Source organism: Vibrio owensii (assembly GCF_002021755.1).
Taxonomy (GTDB): domain Bacteria; phylum Pseudomonadota; class Gammaproteobacteria; order Enterobacterales; family Vibrionaceae; genus Vibrio; species Vibrio owensii.
Map to the genome: position 1 here is coordinate 1,812,136 of NZ_CP019959.1, position 15,695 is coordinate 1,827,830.

Sequence of the window (15,695 nt, forward strand, 5' to 3'; positions counted from 1 at the left end):
TCTGTATTCCTTATACCGCTTGAGCCGTCAACTGCTTGAGAAGCCTATCCATTGCTCGATAACCCAAAGCTTCTGCCAGATGAGTTCGCTCAATTTGCGGTGAGCCTTCGAGATCAGCAATAGTACGCGCGACTTTGATGATGCGATGGTAAGCTCGAATCGATAATCCAAGTCGATGCAGCGCATTTTCTAAAAACTCAGCGTCGCTTTTTTGCAGCGGGCAAAAGGCTTCAATCTCTCGACTACCCAATAATGCGTTCACTTTCCCACTGCGTTTCACCATGCTTTCTCTGGCCTGATTGACTCTTTGCTTAACCACAGCGGTAGGCTCTCCTCGATCGCCCCCTTCAGCAAGTGTGCCTTTTGGCAATGCGGGAATCTCTAACGACATATCAAAGCGGTCAAGAAGCGGGCCTGATAACCGACCAAGGTAACGCAGGATGGCTTGCGGGTTTGTCCGAACTTGATTGCCCTCGTAATACCCTGTCGGGCTTGGATTTAATGCGCCAACCAATTGGAATCGAGCTGGAAAGCGGGTTTTACCCTGCGCGCGAGAGATAATGATTTCACCAGACTCCAATGGCTCACGTAAAGAGTCGAGCACCTTACGGTCAAACTCAGGCATCTCATCTAGGAACAGTAACCCATTGTGCGCTAATGAAATCTCACCCGGCCTAGGCACAGAACCGCCCCCCACGAGCGCTGCCATTGAGCTAGAATGGTGCGGCGCGCGAAACGGTCGCGTCTTCCAGTTGTGCTCGTTGATTTCACTTTGGGTCAGTGATGCCACAGAAGCGGTTTCCATTGCCTCTTCAACATTCATCTCAGGTAACAAGTCACACAGGCGTGATGCCAGCATGGTTTTTCCCGTACCAGGCGGGCCAAGAAACAATAGATTGTGATTGCCTGCTGCAGCGATCTCTAAAGCGCGTTTACCTTGCTGTTGACCGATGATGTCTTGCAAATCTCGGCTGTGTTTTTTGATCTCTTTTTTCTTCGGGGTTTGATACAAATTCAATTGATGCTGACCACACAACTCAGCACAAACTTCCAATAGCGATTGAGCAGATTTGTGCTGATCTTTACCCACTAATGCCGCTTGATCACCATTGGCATGAGGCACTACTAAACGGCGCTGTTTTTTGTTCGCAGCCAACGCAGCGGGCAGCACGCCTTTTACAGCTCTTAATCCACCAGAAAGGGCTAATTCACCAACAAATTCGTAGTTTTTGAGCTTATCTGTCGCGATTTGTTCTGAAGCTGCCAAAATCCCTAATGCAATCGGCAGATCGAAGCGTCCACCTTCTTTGGGCAGATCCGCAGGTGCCAAATTTACCGTAATTCGCTTGGCAGGGAATTGAAAGTTGGAATTAACGATCGCACTGCGGACGCGATCTTTCGATTCTTTTACTGTGGTTTCCGGTAGACCCACTAGCGTAAAGCCCGGCATCCCATTACTGATGTGGACTTCCACGCTTACCGACGGCGCTTGCACACCCACACTTGCTCGACTATGAATGATTGCCAGCCCCATAATTTCCTCAAATTTTTGTACGTTATATAACCAGATGTTTTCTATATGGATATGTTATATAGCCTGTCCAGATTGGTACTTAATGTGAAAAAAGAATGACTTTTTGCTTGTCATGCAGCAGATTTGTGTGTTACCACTAGTGACGCAAACATTTTCGTAGAACATTACACAATACTTATTAACGAAAACAGAACGACAGACAGATGAACTTATTCGCTCACATCAACTCACTGCTAGCCCTGATTATCGTGGTCATTATTGGCACCGCGCGGGGGATTGTGGGCGAAAGATAACCACAAATTACAAAAAACCCCCGCACTGAGAAGTCCGGGGGTTTTTTTACAACTACAAGTTGTCATCTGTCTAACCCTTAGACAGCTTAACGGGAAGAATGGGAGTGCACATGAAGTGCAAAACACATGGCGATAGCTACGAGCCACAACGTAGCAAAGGAGGTTTACGATGACCGGTGCAGAACTAGTCGTAGCCGCTTTAAGACAGCAAGGCATCGAGACGGTGTTTGGGTATCCTGGTGGAGCCATCATGCCAATCTACGATGCGTTGTATGACGGAGGTGTAGAACACATCTTATGCCGTCATGAACAAGGGGCTGCAATGGCCGCCATCGGGATGGCTCGAGCGACGCAAGACGTTGCCGTTTGTATGGCCACTTCCGGCCCAGGCGCCACCAACCTCGTTACTGGCCTTGCCGACGCCTTCCTCGATTCCGTTCCTCTAGTAGCCATCACAGGTCAGGTTGCTAGCTCTCATATCGGTACTGATGCGTTCCAAGAAATGGACGTGATCGGAATGTCTCTAGCCTGTACCAAACACAGTTATCTAGTGACTGAGATTGAAGACCTTGCCCCAACGCTAGCCGAAGCGTTCGAAGTAGCAAAAACTGGTCGTCCTGGCCCAGTGATTGTTGATATCGCCAAAGACGTTCAGCTTGCTCAAGCACCAACCGAATTACTGCCTCCTTTTGTTCCACCAGCTGCACCTTTAGTTACTGATGCTGATATCCAGCACGCTCAAGAAGTGCTTGCCGCTTCAACTCGACCAGTTCTATACGTCGGTGGTGGCGTACAGATTGCCAAAGCGACAGACTCAGTACGCGAGTTCCTACGTTTAAACCCAATGCCAGCGGTAAGCACGCTAAAAGGTTTGGGCACCATTGAACGTCACGACCCACACTACCTAGGTATGCTGGGCATGCATGGCACCAAAGCCGCAAACCTTGTGGTTCAAGAATGTGACCTTTTGATTGTAGTTGGGGCACGTTTTGATGACCGCGTGACCGGTAAGCTCGACACGTTTGCGCCAAACGCGAAAGTCATTCATATCGACATCGATGCGGCTGAAATCCATAAGCTTCGCCACGCCAATGCACCTCTTCGTGGTGAGATCAGCAAGATTCTTCCTCAATTAGAACTAACTCAAGATATCACTCCTTGGGTACATCACAGTGAAAGCCTGCGTAGCGGATTCAAATGGCGTTACGACCATCCGGGCGAGTTGATCTACGCTCCGCTGCTACTTAAACAGTTGTCAGACATGATGCCGGATAGCTCAATTGTCTCGACCGACGTAGGTCAGCATCAGATGTGGGCAGCACAACATATCCAACCACGCGATCCACAAAACTTCATCACTTCTGCTGGCCTTGGCACTATGGGCTTTGGCCTACCAGCGGCGATGGGCGCTGCAGTCGCACGTCCTGATGATCAGTCTATCCTTATTACAGGTGACGGTTCATTTATGATGAACGTGCAGGAATTGGGCACGCTAAAGCGTCGTCAGATTCCAGTGAAGATTGTCCTTCTTAATAACCAACGTCTTGGCATGGTTCGCCAATGGCAGTCATTGTTCTTTGACGGCCGCCACAGCGAAACCATTCTTGATGACAACCCAGACTTCGTAATGCTTGCCAAAGCGTTCGATATCCCGGGCAAAACCATCACCAAGAAAGAAGAAGTCGAACCGGCTCTCAAAGAGATGCTAGAAAGTAAGACTTCTTACATGCTTCACGTTTTAATCGACGAAGAAGAGAACGTGTGGCCACTTGTACCACCTGGTGCATCAAACAGTGATATGTTGGAAAACACTTAGGAGACAATCGCATGGACAGATATTTACTCGACATCAAAGCCGACGATAAACCGGTATTGTTGGAGCGCGTTCTTCGTGTGATTCGTCACCGAGGCTTTGTGATCAAACAAGTCGCGGCTACCCAAAACCACGAAAGCAAAGTAGCCAGCGTAGAGATCATCGTCGACAGCGATCGACCTATCTCGTTTTTGGTCAATCAAATTGAGAAGTTGTGGGACATTCGCACCGTTGAGGTACTTAAGATTCGCAACGATGAACTCCCAAATCACAACTTACAACAACACGTGAGTGCATAAGGAAGGCAATAAATGGCAACGAAAACTGCAGATTTCATTTGGTTTAATGGCGAGATGGTTCCGTGGGCAGAGGCGAACGTTCACGTTCTAACTCACGCAATGCACTACGGCACCTCTGTATTTGAAGGCGTACGCTGCTACAACACGCCAAAAGGACCAATTGTCTTCCGTCACCGTGAGCATGCACAACGTTTAAAAGACTCTGCCAAGATTTACCGCTTCCCGATTCCATACACAGTGGAAGAAATCATGGAAGCAACACGCGAAACACTGCGCCAGAACAAACTCGACAGCGCTTACATTCGTCCATTAGGTTTTGTTGGTAATGTTGGCTTGGGCGTGTGCCCACCTGTTGGTACTGAGATGGACCTGATCATTGCTGCATTCCCTTGGGGCTCTTACCTAGGTGAAGAAGCGCTAGAAGCTGGCGTTGATGCCATGATCTCGAGTTGGAATCGCGCAGCACCAAACACCATCCCAACGGCAGCTAAAGCTGGCGGTAACTACCTATCTTCACTGCTCGTTGGCGGTGAAGCTCGTCGTCACGGCTATGACGAAGGTATCGCACTGAGCGTAGATGGCTACTTATCGGAAGGCGCCGGTGAAAACATCTTTGTTATCAAAGACGGCGTGATCACGACACCGCCAGCAACGAGCGCGATTCTACCGGGTATTACTCGTGATTCGATCATGACTATTGCACGCGATAAAGGTTATGAAGTGCGTGAAGCCAATATTGCACGTGAAGCGCTTTACCTTGCCGATGAAGTCTTTATGACAGGTACCGCAGCTGAAGTTGTGCCAGTCGCAACTATCGACAAAATTGAAGTGGGCACCGGTAAACGCGGCCCAATCACTAAAGAACTACAAGCGGCCTACTTTGGCCTATTTAACGGCACCACGGAAGATAAGTGGGGCTGGTTAGACTATGTGTACCCAGAACAGAAGTAAGAAGGATTAGGAAATGCCAAAATATAGATCAGCAACCACAACACATGGTCGTAACATGGCGGGTGCACGAGCACTATGGCGTGCAACGGGTGTGAAAGAAGAAGACTTCGGTAAACCAATCATCGCCGTCGTAAACTCGTTTACTCAATTTGTTCCGGGTCACGTACACCTAAAAGACATGGGTCAGCTTGTAGCACGTGAAATCGAAAAAGCCGGCGGCATCGCAAAAGAATTCAACACCATCGCGGTTGATGATGGTATCGCAATGGGTCACGGCGGCATGCTGTACTCACTGCCTTCACGCGAACTGATCGCAGACTCAGTAGAATACATGGTCAACGCGCACTGTGCCGATGCCATGGTATGTATCTCTAACTGTGACAAAATCACTCCGGGAATGTTGATGGCATCTATGCGTCTTAACATCCCTGTTATCTTTGTTTCTGGTGGTCCAATGGAAGCGGGTAAAACCAAGCTTTCTGATCAGATCATCAAGCTAGACCTTGTTGATGCAATGATCCAAGGTGCGGATCCAAAAGTGTCTGACGAGCAAAGTGAGCAGATCGAACGTAGTGCATGTCCAACGTGTGGATCGTGTTCAGGCATGTTCACTGCAAACTCAATGAACTGTCTAACGGAAGCACTGGGTCTTTCTCAACCGGGCAACGGTTCTATGCTGGCAACACACGCTGACCGTGAACAACTGTTCCTCAATGCAGGTCGTCGTATCGTTGAACTAACTCGTCGTTACTACGAGCAAGATGACGAATCAGCACTACCTCGCAACATCGCTACGTTTGATGCGTTCGAAAATGCGATGGCGCTGGATATTGCAATGGGTGGCTCGACCAACACTATTTTGCACCTATTGGCTGCAGCGCAAGAAGGCGAAGTGGATTTCGATATGGAAGATATCGATCGCCTGTCTCGCCAAGTACCACACTTGTGTAAAGTGGCACCATCTACCCAAAAATATCACATGGAAGACGTACACCGCGCTGGTGGCGTAATGGCGATTCTTGGTGAGCTTGACCGTGCAGGTCTACTGCACAACGATGCTCGCACCGTGCTTGGCCTTTCGATGAAAGAGCAACTGGCAAAATACGACATCATCCAAACTGAAGACGAAGACGTACTTAAGTTCTACCGCGCAGGTCCTGCGGGTATTCGTACCACTCAAGCGTTCTCACAAGATTGCCGCTGGGATCGCCTTGATGACGACCGTGCAGAAGGTTGTATTCGCACCAAAGAAAATGCCTTTAGCCAAGAAGGTGGCCTCGCCGTTCTATCAGGCAACATCGCACTGGATGGTTGTATCGTTAAGACAGCTGGTGTTGATGAGAGCATTCATAAGTTCACTGGCCCAGCCGTAGTATTTGAAAGCCAAGAAGACGCCGTAGAAGGTATCTTGGGCGGCAAAGTAAAAGCTGGCGACGTGGTAATTATCCGCTACGAAGGTCCTAAAGGTGGCCCGGGCATGCAAGAAATGCTGTACCCAACCACTTACCTAAAATCGATGGGTCTTGGTAAAGAGTGTGCGCTTCTGACTGACGGCCGTTTCTCTGGCGGTACATCAGGTCTGTCTATCGGCCACGCCTCTCCTGAAGCAGCAAACGGCGGTGCAATTGGTTTGGTGAAGCAAGGCGACATTATTGCGATTGATATTCCAAACCGTTCAATTTCACTCCAAGTGTCTGAACAAGAACTTGCTGAGCGCCGTGCGAAACAAGACGAGTTAGGCTGGAAACCGGTAGACCGCCAACGTGAAGTTTCATTTGCACTCAAAGCTTACGCAAGTATGGCGACCAGTGCTGACAAAGGTGCAGTACGAGACAAATCTAAGCTCGAGGGCTAGCTTTATGAGTCAACCCTTTCCCTTAAAACAGGAAAACCAATCTGGTGCAGATTATCTGCGCCAGATCTTGCGTGCTCCTGTGTATGAAGTCGCAACTGTCACACCTTTGCAAGAGATGCCTCGCCTTGCTGCTCGTATTGGCAACAATGTGCAAATCAAGCGCGAAGATCGCCAACCCGTGCACTCGTTCAAATTGCGCGGTGCATACAACATGGTGGCAAGCCTGTCTGAAGAGCAAAAAGCTGCAGGTGTCATCGCAGCATCTGCAGGTAACCACGCTCAAGGCATGGCGCTTTCTGGTACTAAGCTAGGCATCAAGACCACTATCGTGATGCCAAAAACCACACCTGACATCAAAGTTGATGCGGTACGTGGCTTTGGTGGCAATGTGGTGTTGCACGGCAGTAACTTTGATGAGGCAAAAGCCGAGGCAGAGCGTCTATCCGAGTTAAACGGGTACACCTTTGTTCCTCCCTTCGATCATCCACTGGTGATTGCAGGTCAAGGCACCATCGGCATGGAAATGCTGCAGCAAAATGGTCACCTTGATTACATCTTCGTCCCTGTCGGTGGTGGCGGTTTGGCTGCAGGTGTTGCGGTACTTGTGAAACAGCTCATGCCAGAAATCAAAGTGATTGCGGTTGAGCCAGAAGATTCGTCATGCCTCAAAGCAGCATTGGATGCTGGTGAGCCAGTGGTACTAGACCAAGTCAGCATGTTTGCCGATGGTGTCGCTGTAAAACGCATTGGCGAAGAGACTTTCCGTCTGTGCCAAAAGTACATTGATGGCCATATTGCGGTCTCTAGCGATGAAATCTGCGCAGCCGTGAAAGACATCTTTGAAGACACTCGCGCCATTGCTGAGCCTTCTGGCGCGCTTGCTCTGGCGGGTTTGAAGAAATTTGCTGAGCAAAACAAACTGCAAGGTAAGAATCTAGGTACTGTACTGTCTGGTGCAAACACGAACTTCCATGGCTTACGTTATGTTTCTGAGCGTTGCGAGCTTGGTGAGAAACGTGAAGGTTTGCTTGCCGTCACCATTCCTGAGCGTCAAGGTGCCTTCTTTGAGTTCTGTAACCTCATTGGCGGCCGCGCCGTAACGGAGTTTAACTACCGCTACAACGATGACGCATTGGCAAATATCTTTGTCGGTGTTCGTTTGCAAGGCGGTCAGGAAGAGCTAGAAAACATCATTCATGATTTACGTGATGGTGGCTACCCTGTGGTTGACCTGTCTGATGACGAAATGGCAAAACTGCACGTGCGCTACATGATTGGTGGTAAGCCGTCTAAGCCGCTTAAAGAGCGCCTCTACAGCTTTGAATTCCCAGAATATCCGGGAGCGCTACTTAAGTTCTTAAGTACACTCGGTACTCATTGGAATATCAGCTTGTTCAACTACCGTAACCACGGCGCTGACTACGGGCGCGTTTTATGTGGTTTCGAGTTAGATGAAAGCGACTTAGCTCAATTTTCTGCACATTTGCGCGAACTTGGCTATCAATGCAAAGACGAAACAGACAACCCGTCTTACAAGTTCTTCTTGTCGTAACCAGTATCACGCAATAAAAAATCCCTCGTTTGACGAGGGATTTTTTTATCAACTTTGAATCAACGCAATCTCTGCTGTTTCCGGCTCTGGTGCTTTGAACTCGCTGTATTGCTGATAGTTGACGACACGATCTCGGCCTTGGTCTTTCGCAAGGTACAGCGCCTTATCCGCCATCTTCACCAGTCCCTCAATATCCGAAGCCGGTTCTGGATACGTTGCAACACCAATCGACACACTTAACTGCCCTAACGACAAACCTTTGTGCTCAAGATGCAATGCTCTAATCTGGTCAACAATGTTTTGCGCGTAATCGGTCGCAGACGCCATATCGCAATGAGGTAGAATCACGGCTAGCTCTTCCCCACCGAGACGACACGCCGTTTCATCTTCTGACACAGTACGCTTCAGCAATGCACTGATCTCTTTCAGCACGTAATCACCGGCATCATGGCCGAAGTTGTCGTTAAATCGCTTGAAGTGGTCGAGATCGAGCATCAATAGAGACATGTCTTCTGTACTGGTTGCCGAGTTGTTCACGTGTTCAGTCAGCTTCTGCTCGAAGAAGCGGCGATTGTACAACCCCGTCAATGGGTCGCTCAGTGCTTGCGAGCGCAGTTTTTCTTGCAGACTCAGGTTAGCCAATGCCAAACCAAGGTGCTCCGCCACACTGTAAGCAAGCTGCATGGTCATCTCGTCAACCTTGATATCACCTTGGCCAAAGTACAAATGCATAATGCCAATGGTGTTCCCATGCGCTGTCAGAGGAATGCACAACGTTTGGTTATTCTCAACCGATGCCATGTGCTCACACGTCAGGTTATGGAAAGATTCAATCGACAAGTGACTGCGACCTTTGCGCAATGACCAGCATTCATCCGGAGCGAAAGAACGGCTGCCCGGCCAACTCTCTCCCCAATCAAGTTGAGTAACCAACTGGTTGCGCGAAGAACGCATCAGGGAAATACTGCCATTCACCTTGCCAAGGATACGCGGCACGATGTCTTCCACCACCATTTGCGCTTCTACTAGGTTGTTACAAGCTGCCAGCATATTCGCTAGGCGATGCATTAGCTCGATTTCTAGAGTACGTTGACGAATGCGCTCGTCCTGCTTTTTCTGCTCTTCAGAGACTTTATGGATAATTTGGCGATGACTGAAGATCGAGGTCGCGATAAGAAAACCAATACTCAACACAACCATCACACCTAAGATTGCCATTAACTCCGAAGTCATGGTTTTAAGGTGATGCATAGGGACGGATAACACGACCACAAATTCCTGAGCATCAAATTCAATCTTGCGTGAAACGTAAAATAGGTCGACCGACAGCACTTCACTAAAACGCACATCGTAGCCAGATCCGTTTTCCCAAGCCTGAATAAACTCCGGACGATCGCCGTGACTCTCCAAGCCAATCAGAGCACGATCAGAAAGTGCGGTATCGCCTACCACCGTCCCTTGCTGATCTATCACTTGAATACGAGCGTCCGCATCCGCTTGCGTGAGATCGCCAATGTAGTCGTCGATATCTGACTCACTAGCAAAGTGAGGGTTGTCTTCCTTAATTTCATAAATAACGTCAGTGAGCAATGACTCGGTAGTGCGTTGAACTGAATCATGCACAGAACGCTCAAGCGTCATATAAAAACCGTAAAGCCCCACCAACATAAACACAGACAATGCAATGATCGGTAAGATTTGCCATTTTCGATCCACTAGCTTTGACATAATCCTTCATCCTAAATTTACCGAACTTTGTTTTGATTGTTAATAAATTGACCATGTTGTCAACAGGTGTTTAAAGCAATTTCCATTTTTATGAATGTTGTAGCCAATCTCGATGTAGTTGACTTGACGAACCAAGATAATCCACCATCCATTGGATCAACTTGTGATTATCGTCTTTACGCCATACCAAGCAGCATTGGCTCAATGGCTTATCATCCTGCAGAACTTTTTCCACCAGCACGCCTTCATGGATAAGAGGCATCGCAATATGGCGTGGCATGTAACCCACTCCGACCCCGTTTTTCAGACATTCAATTGCGCTGTACCAGTTAGGCAGTAATAAGCGTCGCTGTTTGGGGTAGTGCCCTGTGTGGCGTTTTGGCAACACGTTAGAAGTATCATCAAGACAGATCGCCGGAAATTGACTGACAAACTCTTCAGTTAGGGTTTGTTGGCGAACACAAGGATGTGCAGGAGACATTACAAATGCCCAGTCCAACATCCCCATGTCTTTGACTTCAAAGTCACCACCTACCGGGATAGCAGACGTGGCTCCAACAACAATATCAGCACGCCCTTGAGCAATGGCTTCCCAAGAGCCGTTAAACACTTCCATGTTGATTTGCAGCTCTGCAAATTCAAATTCTCGGTAGAAATCCTCAACCAGAGGCTTGAGCTTATCGAGCTTAACTACGTTATCCAGTGTGAGCTTAAGTGTTGATTGCCAACCATGTGCCGCACGGCGAGTTTGCGCTTTCACTTCTGCCATTTGCCTGAGCAGTAAGCGCGCCTCTTCGATAAACAACTCACCAGCAGGCGTCAATTCAACCTTTCTCGGTAATCGACGAAACAAAACCACATCTAACTCTTGCTCAACTTGGCGCACGCCATAGCTAATTGCAGAAGGCACTTTATGCAGCACCTCTGCTGCCGCAGTAAAACTACCCAAACGAGCAACGGTATCGAGCATTTCCAGTGAAGACTTGGAGAACACGATTTCTACCTTTCAAAAAATTTGATTGATAACCAACAATTTTAGCGTTTTATTTTCTCAAAATCGAAAAATAGAATGGCGAGGTAAATAAATCAGGGTTGGCGCCAACTGATACTGAACAAAAAATGATTAAATAATTTGATTGGTTGAATCATGAAAATATCAAAACTACAGCTTGTTTATCTAGCAGCCCTATCTATGCTCGGCTTTATCGCCACAGATATGTACTTACCTGCCTTCAAAGCGATGGAAATCGACTTTGCTACAGGTCCAGAACAAATCGCACTTTCTCTGACCGTCTTTCTTGTTGGTATGGCTTTTGGTCAGTTGATGTGGGGTCTGGCTTCAGACAAATTTGGTCATCGTAATACGCTAGCCGCAGGTTTAGCGCTGTTTACTGTTGCTTCATTCGGTCTCGCATTCAGTGAGCAAGTATGGCAATTATTAGCACTGCGCTTTGTACAGGCTATCGGTGTATGTGCTCCAGCCGTTATTTGGCAAGCGATGGTAATCAAACGCCACTCTAGCCAAAGCCAACAAATCTTTGCCACTATCATGCCGCTTGTAGCACTTTCTCCAGCACTTGCTCCTCAGCTAGGTGTATTGCTGGCAAACAACTTCGGTTGGCACAGCATTTTTGTTGCATTGACACTGATGGGTGTACTGCTTGTCGTTGCGACAATGGCGCAAAAAGATGAAAAAGTAGAAGTAAAACAAACCAGCATGTCTTCAGACATCAAATCATTACTAGGTTCTAAAACTTACCTAGGTAACGTGTTTATGTTTGCTACTGCGTCTGCGGCTTTCTTTGCTTACCTAACTGGTATGCCAGAGATCATGTCTCAACTTGGCTATGAAGCAAAAGACATCGGCTTGAGCTTTATCCCACAGACTATTGCTTTCATGGTTGGTGGTTACTTAGGTAAGGTCGGCGTTCGTAAATATGGTGATGAAAAGATTCTGCGTCAGTTGATTGGCCTGTTTAGTGTTGCAGCACTGCTTATCTTCGCTGCGTCACAATGGCAACTGACCTCTATCTGGCCAATCCTAGCGCCATTCTGTTTGATTGCGGTGGCTAACGGTGCGCTTTACCCAATCGTAGTAAACCGCGCCTTAGCAAGTGCTCAGCAAAGTCCAGCGACGGCGGCAGGCCTACAAAACAGCCTGCAAATTACCGTGAGCAGCCTATCAAGCGCACTGGTTGCAGCAATGGCGAGCCAAGCACAAATGGTGACAGGTGTTGCTATTGTGATTTGTATGGGTGGTCTGTGGATGGGTTACATTCTGTCTAACCGTGAATTGTCTCAGCACTTCACGACACCTGACAACGCTCGTGTGGTGAGTGAAGACGAGCTCTAATTTTTCGTCAAACTCAACCCCACTACATAATAAAGAAGAGCCGCTTAATGCGGCTCTTTGTCTTTTATCGGCGAAAGAATAAGGCAAAACCTTACATACTCTTCAAGCCCCATTTTTCAGCCGTTTGCTTAAAGAAACCTTGAGTCTTCTTAAGCTCAACCCAGTGGTTGATGTAGTTAATCCATACTTGGTCATCTTGCGGCAAGAGCATCGCAATTGGAGTTGGTTTACGCGGCTCTTTAACTGGAACAATCGCCAACTGTTTAAACTTCTCCACCAGCGTGGCCGCTTCTACGTTTGATGTTACCGATACGTCGGCACGGCGAGCTAGCAATTCTTGGAAGTCGCGCGCTGGCGCTTCAATCACAATATGCTGCGCTGATGGAAAAAAGTCTTTGACCAACTTCTCTTGAACCGTTCCCAGCGTTGCCGCTACTTTCACATCTGGCTTATCGAAATCAGCCCAATCAGAGAATTTTGCTAGGTCTTTCTTTTGCACTACAGGTACAAACGCAAGATAGAAATACGGTTGGCTATAACCTGCGACTTTTGCACGTGACATGTTCAATGATGCGCTACCAGTAATATCGTACTTGTTGGCCGTGATACCGTTAACCAGTGTTTTCCAGTCGGTCGCAACGTATTCCACCTTAACGCCCAGATCTTTAGCAAGCTCAGTGGTGACATCAATATCAAAACCACGATAGCTATTGGTCGCAGGATCTTTCATCGTCATCGGGTTCCAATCCCCTGTTGTCCCGACACGCAACACACCTTTGTCCAAGATCTCTTGTAGACGGCTTTCTGCATGAGCGACTTGAGCCATCGCGAGCAGACACATTCCCAACGCAAGCAACGTTTTTTTCATTTTCTATTCCCTTAAAAGAATGACGGTAGGAGATATTCCCTTTAATTATTAACCATTAGTACGGCTTCATTGATAACATAGCAGCAACAAAGGAAGTTTTTTAGTCAGTTCAGGGAGTAAATGTGAACTATCGACATCTATGCCTCGTTTCATTGCTTTTTCTCACCGGTTGCTCCGACTACCAATGGGGCTGGTATGTTCTTGATCCATCGACTGAGCAAGGGCTGACAAACATCAAGTTTCTGATCGCTGGCTTTAATGACACGATCCAAGTGTCACTGCTCAGTATGCTGTTTGCGATGACGATTGGTTTGATCATTGCTCTTCCCGCTCTTTCTGACTCTCCAGTGCTCAAGTGGATCAACCGTGTTTACGTGGAAGTGATCCGCTCTATTCCAGTTTTGGTATTGTTGCTATGGGTGTATTACGGAATGCCAACACTACTCGATGTATCCCTAAACCACTTTTGGGCAGGTGTCATTGCGTTAACCATTGCAGAGAGTGCCTTCATGGCGGAAGTGTTTAGAGGAGGAATCCAAGCCATCAGTCGCGGACAACATGAAGCAGCAGAGTCGCTTGGGCTAAACTACTGGCAAAAAATGCGCTTAGTGATCCTTCCCCAAGCATTTCGCCAAATCTTACCGCCGCTGGGGAATCAATTCGTTTATATCCTTAAGATGAGTTCGTTAGTCAGCGTAATCGGTCTAAGCGACTTAACAAGGCGTGCTAATGAATTGGTCGTGAATGAGTACTTACCATTAGAGATCTATACATTTCTCGTCTTAGAGTATTTGGTGCTGATTCTTTTGGTCTCTCAAGCGGTGCGCTGGTTAGAGAAGCGTATAGCTATCCCAAGTCACTAAACCCTATCTTTCACAACACCAGATACAACAAAGCCGCTCATCAAGAGCGGCTTTGGTTTTTATTCTTTTAAATAAGCGAATTAAGCTTACTTTTTCTTAACTGGACGCTGCCAGCCGGTAATTTTGCGCTCTTTCGCACGAGAGATCACAAGCTCACCTTCAGCGACATCTTTGGTTAACGTAGTACCAGCACCGATGGTCGCACCATCCGCAACTGTCACTGGCGCGATAAGTTGGCTGTCAGAACCAACGAAGACGTCGTTACCAATGATGGTCTTAAACTTGTTCGCACCGTCGTAGTTACAAGTGATGGTACCAGCACCGATGTTAGTACGTTGACCGATTTCTGCATCACCTAGGTAAGTTAGGTGGTTCGCTTTAGAACCTTCACCGATACGCGCGTTTTTCACTTCAACGAAGTTACCCACGTGAGAGTCGTTACGCATCTCTGCGCCTGGGCGTAGGCGTGTGAATGGACCAACTGTACATTCTTCACCAACTGTTGCGCCTTCAATTACGCTGTATGGGCGAACGATGGTGTTATCGTCGATTTCACAGTCTTTCAGTACACAACCAGCGCCGATTACAACGTTATCACCCAGTGATACTTTACCTTCGATGATTACGTTCGCATCAATTTCACAATCCATACCACATTGCAGTTCACCACGTAGGTCGAAACGTGCTGGGTCTCGCAGCATCACGCCTTGCTCTAGTAATTTTTGTGCTTGCATTGATTGGAATGCACGCTCAAGACGAGCCAATTGTGCACGGTCGTTAACGCCTTCCACTTCAATCGCGTTTACTGGGTGTACCGCCTCAACAGCGCGACCTTCATCGTGCGCTGCTGCGATAACGTCTGTTAAGTAGTATTCGCCTTGTGCGTTTTCATTATTTAGACCAGCAAGCCAGCGTTTCAGGTCACCACCTGTCGCCACCAGCACACCAGTATTACATTCTTTGATGAGCTTCTGCTCTTCTGTCGCATCTTTTTGCTCAACGATCGCCACTACTGGACCGTTTTTACGAATGATACGACCGTAGCCCATTGGGTTATCTAGCATCACCGTTAATAGTGCAATGCCGCCCGTTGGCTGTGCATCTAATAGATTTTCAATCGTTTCAGCTGAAATCAGTGGAACATCACCGTAAAGCACCAGTACTTTTTCATCGTCTTCAAACTTTGGAGACGCTTGATCAACCGCATGACCTGTACCTAGTTGCTCCGCTTGCAGAACCCAGTTAACTGGCTCTGCAGCTAGCGTTTGCTGCATTTGATCACCACCGTGACCATATACTAGGTGGATGTTTTGTGCGCCAAGACCTGTACATGTATCGATAACATGTTTTGCCATTGGCTTCCCTGCCAAAGTGTGTAGCACTTTAGGCATGTTCGAATACATACGGGTACCTTTACCCGCAGCAAGAATCACAGCACTGAATTTCATTGATAACCTATTGACGTTTTATATTAAATGGCCGTTATTTTAAACAGCTTGAAAGGAATAGTTAATGGTGGGATGTAAATTTCCAACTAAAATTAATCAAAAAGGCGACCAAATGGCCGCCTTTTTCATGCAACGTTG

General features: G+C 47.7%; 12 protein-coding genes. 7 read left to right on the top strand and 5 right to left on the bottom strand.

The annotated features are described in order from the left end of the window. Nucleotides 1-10: 10 nt before the first annotated feature. Entirely contained in the window at nt 11-1,534 is a 1,524-nt protein-coding gene (locus tag A9237_RS08190) for a YifB family Mg chelatase-like AAA ATPase (RefSeq protein ID WP_078608017.1), read from the bottom strand. A gap of 462 nt (nt 1,535-1,996) precedes the next feature. On the opposite strand from A9237_RS08190, the gene ilvG reads away from it, so the two are divergent. From ilvG to ilvA, 5 genes are read left to right on the top strand one after another with little or no spacing between them, the layout of a single operon-like run. Further along, nucleotides 1,997-3,643, top strand: a complete 1,647-nt coding sequence (ilvG, locus tag A9237_RS08195; protein ID WP_078608018.1) for an acetolactate synthase 2 catalytic subunit — start codon at nt 1,997-1,999, stop codon at nt 3,641-3,643. A gap of 11 nt (nt 3,644-3,654) precedes the next feature. Beyond that, nucleotides 3,655-3,939, top strand: a complete 285-nt coding sequence (ilvM, locus tag A9237_RS08200) for an acetolactate synthase 2 small subunit (RefSeq protein WP_005440786.1) — start codon at nt 3,655-3,657, stop codon at nt 3,937-3,939. Nucleotides 3,940-3,951: 12 nt separating this feature from the next. Further along, entirely contained in the window at nt 3,952-4,890 is a 939-nt protein-coding gene (ilvE, locus tag A9237_RS08205) for a branched-chain-amino-acid transaminase (RefSeq protein ID WP_009708024.1), read from the top strand. Nucleotides 4,891-4,903: 13 nt separating this feature from the next. Next, nucleotides 4,904-6,745: a dihydroxy-acid dehydratase gene (ilvD, locus tag A9237_RS08210; RefSeq protein WP_020195188.1), complete on the top strand. Its 1,842-nt coding sequence runs from the start codon at nt 4,904-4,906 to the stop codon at nt 6,743-6,745. Nucleotides 6,746-6,749: 4 nt separating this feature from the next. Next, entirely contained in the window at nt 6,750-8,297 is a 1,548-nt protein-coding gene (gene ilvA, locus A9237_RS08215) for a threonine ammonia-lyase, biosynthetic (protein WP_005440790.1), read from the top strand. Nucleotides 8,298-8,345: 48 nt separating this feature from the next. Here ilvA and A9237_RS08220 read toward each other — a convergent pair whose 3' ends face one another. Beyond that, entirely contained in the window at nt 8,346-10,025 is a 1,680-nt protein-coding gene (locus A9237_RS08220; RefSeq protein ID WP_061010805.1) for a sensor domain-containing diguanylate cyclase, read from the bottom strand. An 88-nt stretch (nt 10,026-10,113) separates the two neighbouring features. After that, a complete protein-coding gene (punR, locus tag A9237_RS08225) occupies nt 10,114-11,019 on the bottom strand; it encodes a DNA-binding transcriptional activator PunR (protein ID WP_009708028.1) in 906 nt (301 codons plus the stop codon). Between the two features lie 153 nt (nt 11,020-11,172). Here punR and punC point away from each other — a divergent pair, with 153 nt between their 5' ends. Further along, nucleotides 11,173-12,378 carry a purine nucleoside transporter PunC gene (punC, locus tag A9237_RS08230; RefSeq protein WP_020195192.1) on the top strand — a complete coding sequence of 402 codons (1,206 nt, stop codon included), beginning with the start codon at nt 11,173-11,175 and terminating at the stop codon, nt 12,376-12,378. A gap of 91 nt (nt 12,379-12,469) precedes the next feature. Here the strand turns inward: punC and A9237_RS08235 are convergent, their stop codons facing one another. After that, nucleotides 12,470-13,246: a transporter substrate-binding domain-containing protein gene (locus A9237_RS08235; protein ID WP_038896183.1), complete on the bottom strand. Its 777-nt coding sequence runs from the start codon at nt 13,244-13,246 to the stop codon at nt 12,470-12,472. 122 nt (nt 13,247-13,368) lie between these two features. Between A9237_RS08235 and A9237_RS08240 the strand changes: the two genes are divergently transcribed. Further along, the gene (locus A9237_RS08240) at nt 13,369-14,109 is read left to right on the top strand and encodes an amino acid ABC transporter permease (protein ID WP_038896182.1); all 741 of its coding nucleotides are present in this window, start codon (nt 13,369-13,371) and stop codon (nt 14,107-14,109) included. Nucleotides 14,110-14,195: 86 nt separating this feature from the next. On the opposite strand, the gene glmU is transcribed toward A9237_RS08240, so the two are convergent. Continuing rightward, nucleotides 14,196-15,557, bottom strand: coding sequence for a bifunctional UDP-N-acetylglucosamine diphosphorylase/glucosamine-1-phosphate N-acetyltransferase GlmU (glmU, locus tag A9237_RS08245; RefSeq protein ID WP_078608019.1), 1,362 nt, complete (start codon nt 15,555-15,557; stop codon nt 14,196-14,198). Nucleotides 15,558-15,695: the final 138 nt, after the last annotated feature.

Excerpts from the sequence above, each read along its gene's own strand:
- glmU (WP_078608019.1), bottom strand. The coding sequence starts at position 15,557 with ATGAAATTCAGTGCTGTGATTCTTGCTGCGGGTAAAGGTACCCGTATG.
- A9237_RS08220 (WP_061010805.1), bottom strand. The coding sequence starts at position 10,025 with ATGTCAAAGCTAGTGGATCGAAAATGGCAAATCTTACCGATCATTGCA.
- ilvD (WP_020195188.1), top strand. The coding sequence starts at position 4,904 with ATGCCAAAATATAGATCAGCAACCACAACACATGGTCGTAACATGGCG.
- ilvA (WP_005440790.1), top strand. The coding sequence starts at position 6,750 with ATGAGTCAACCCTTTCCCTTAAAACAGGAAAACCAATCTGGTGCAGAT.
- ilvG (WP_078608018.1), top strand. The coding sequence starts at position 1,997 with ATGACCGGTGCAGAACTAGTCGTAGCCGCTTTAAGACAGCAAGGCATC.
- ilvM (WP_005440786.1), top strand. The coding sequence starts at position 3,655 with ATGGACAGATATTTACTCGACATCAAAGCCGACGATAAACCGGTATTG.
- punC (WP_020195192.1), top strand. The coding sequence starts at position 11,173 with ATGAAAATATCAAAACTACAGCTTGTTTATCTAGCAGCCCTATCTATG.
- A9237_RS08190 (WP_078608017.1), bottom strand. The coding sequence starts at position 1,534 with ATGGGGCTGGCAATCATTCATAGTCGAGCAAGTGTGGGTGTGCAAGCG.
- A9237_RS08235 (WP_038896183.1), bottom strand. The coding sequence starts at position 13,246 with ATGAAAAAAACGTTGCTTGCGTTGGGAATGTGTCTGCTCGCGATGGCT.
- ilvE (WP_009708024.1), top strand. The coding sequence starts at position 3,952 with ATGGCAACGAAAACTGCAGATTTCATTTGGTTTAATGGCGAGATGGTT.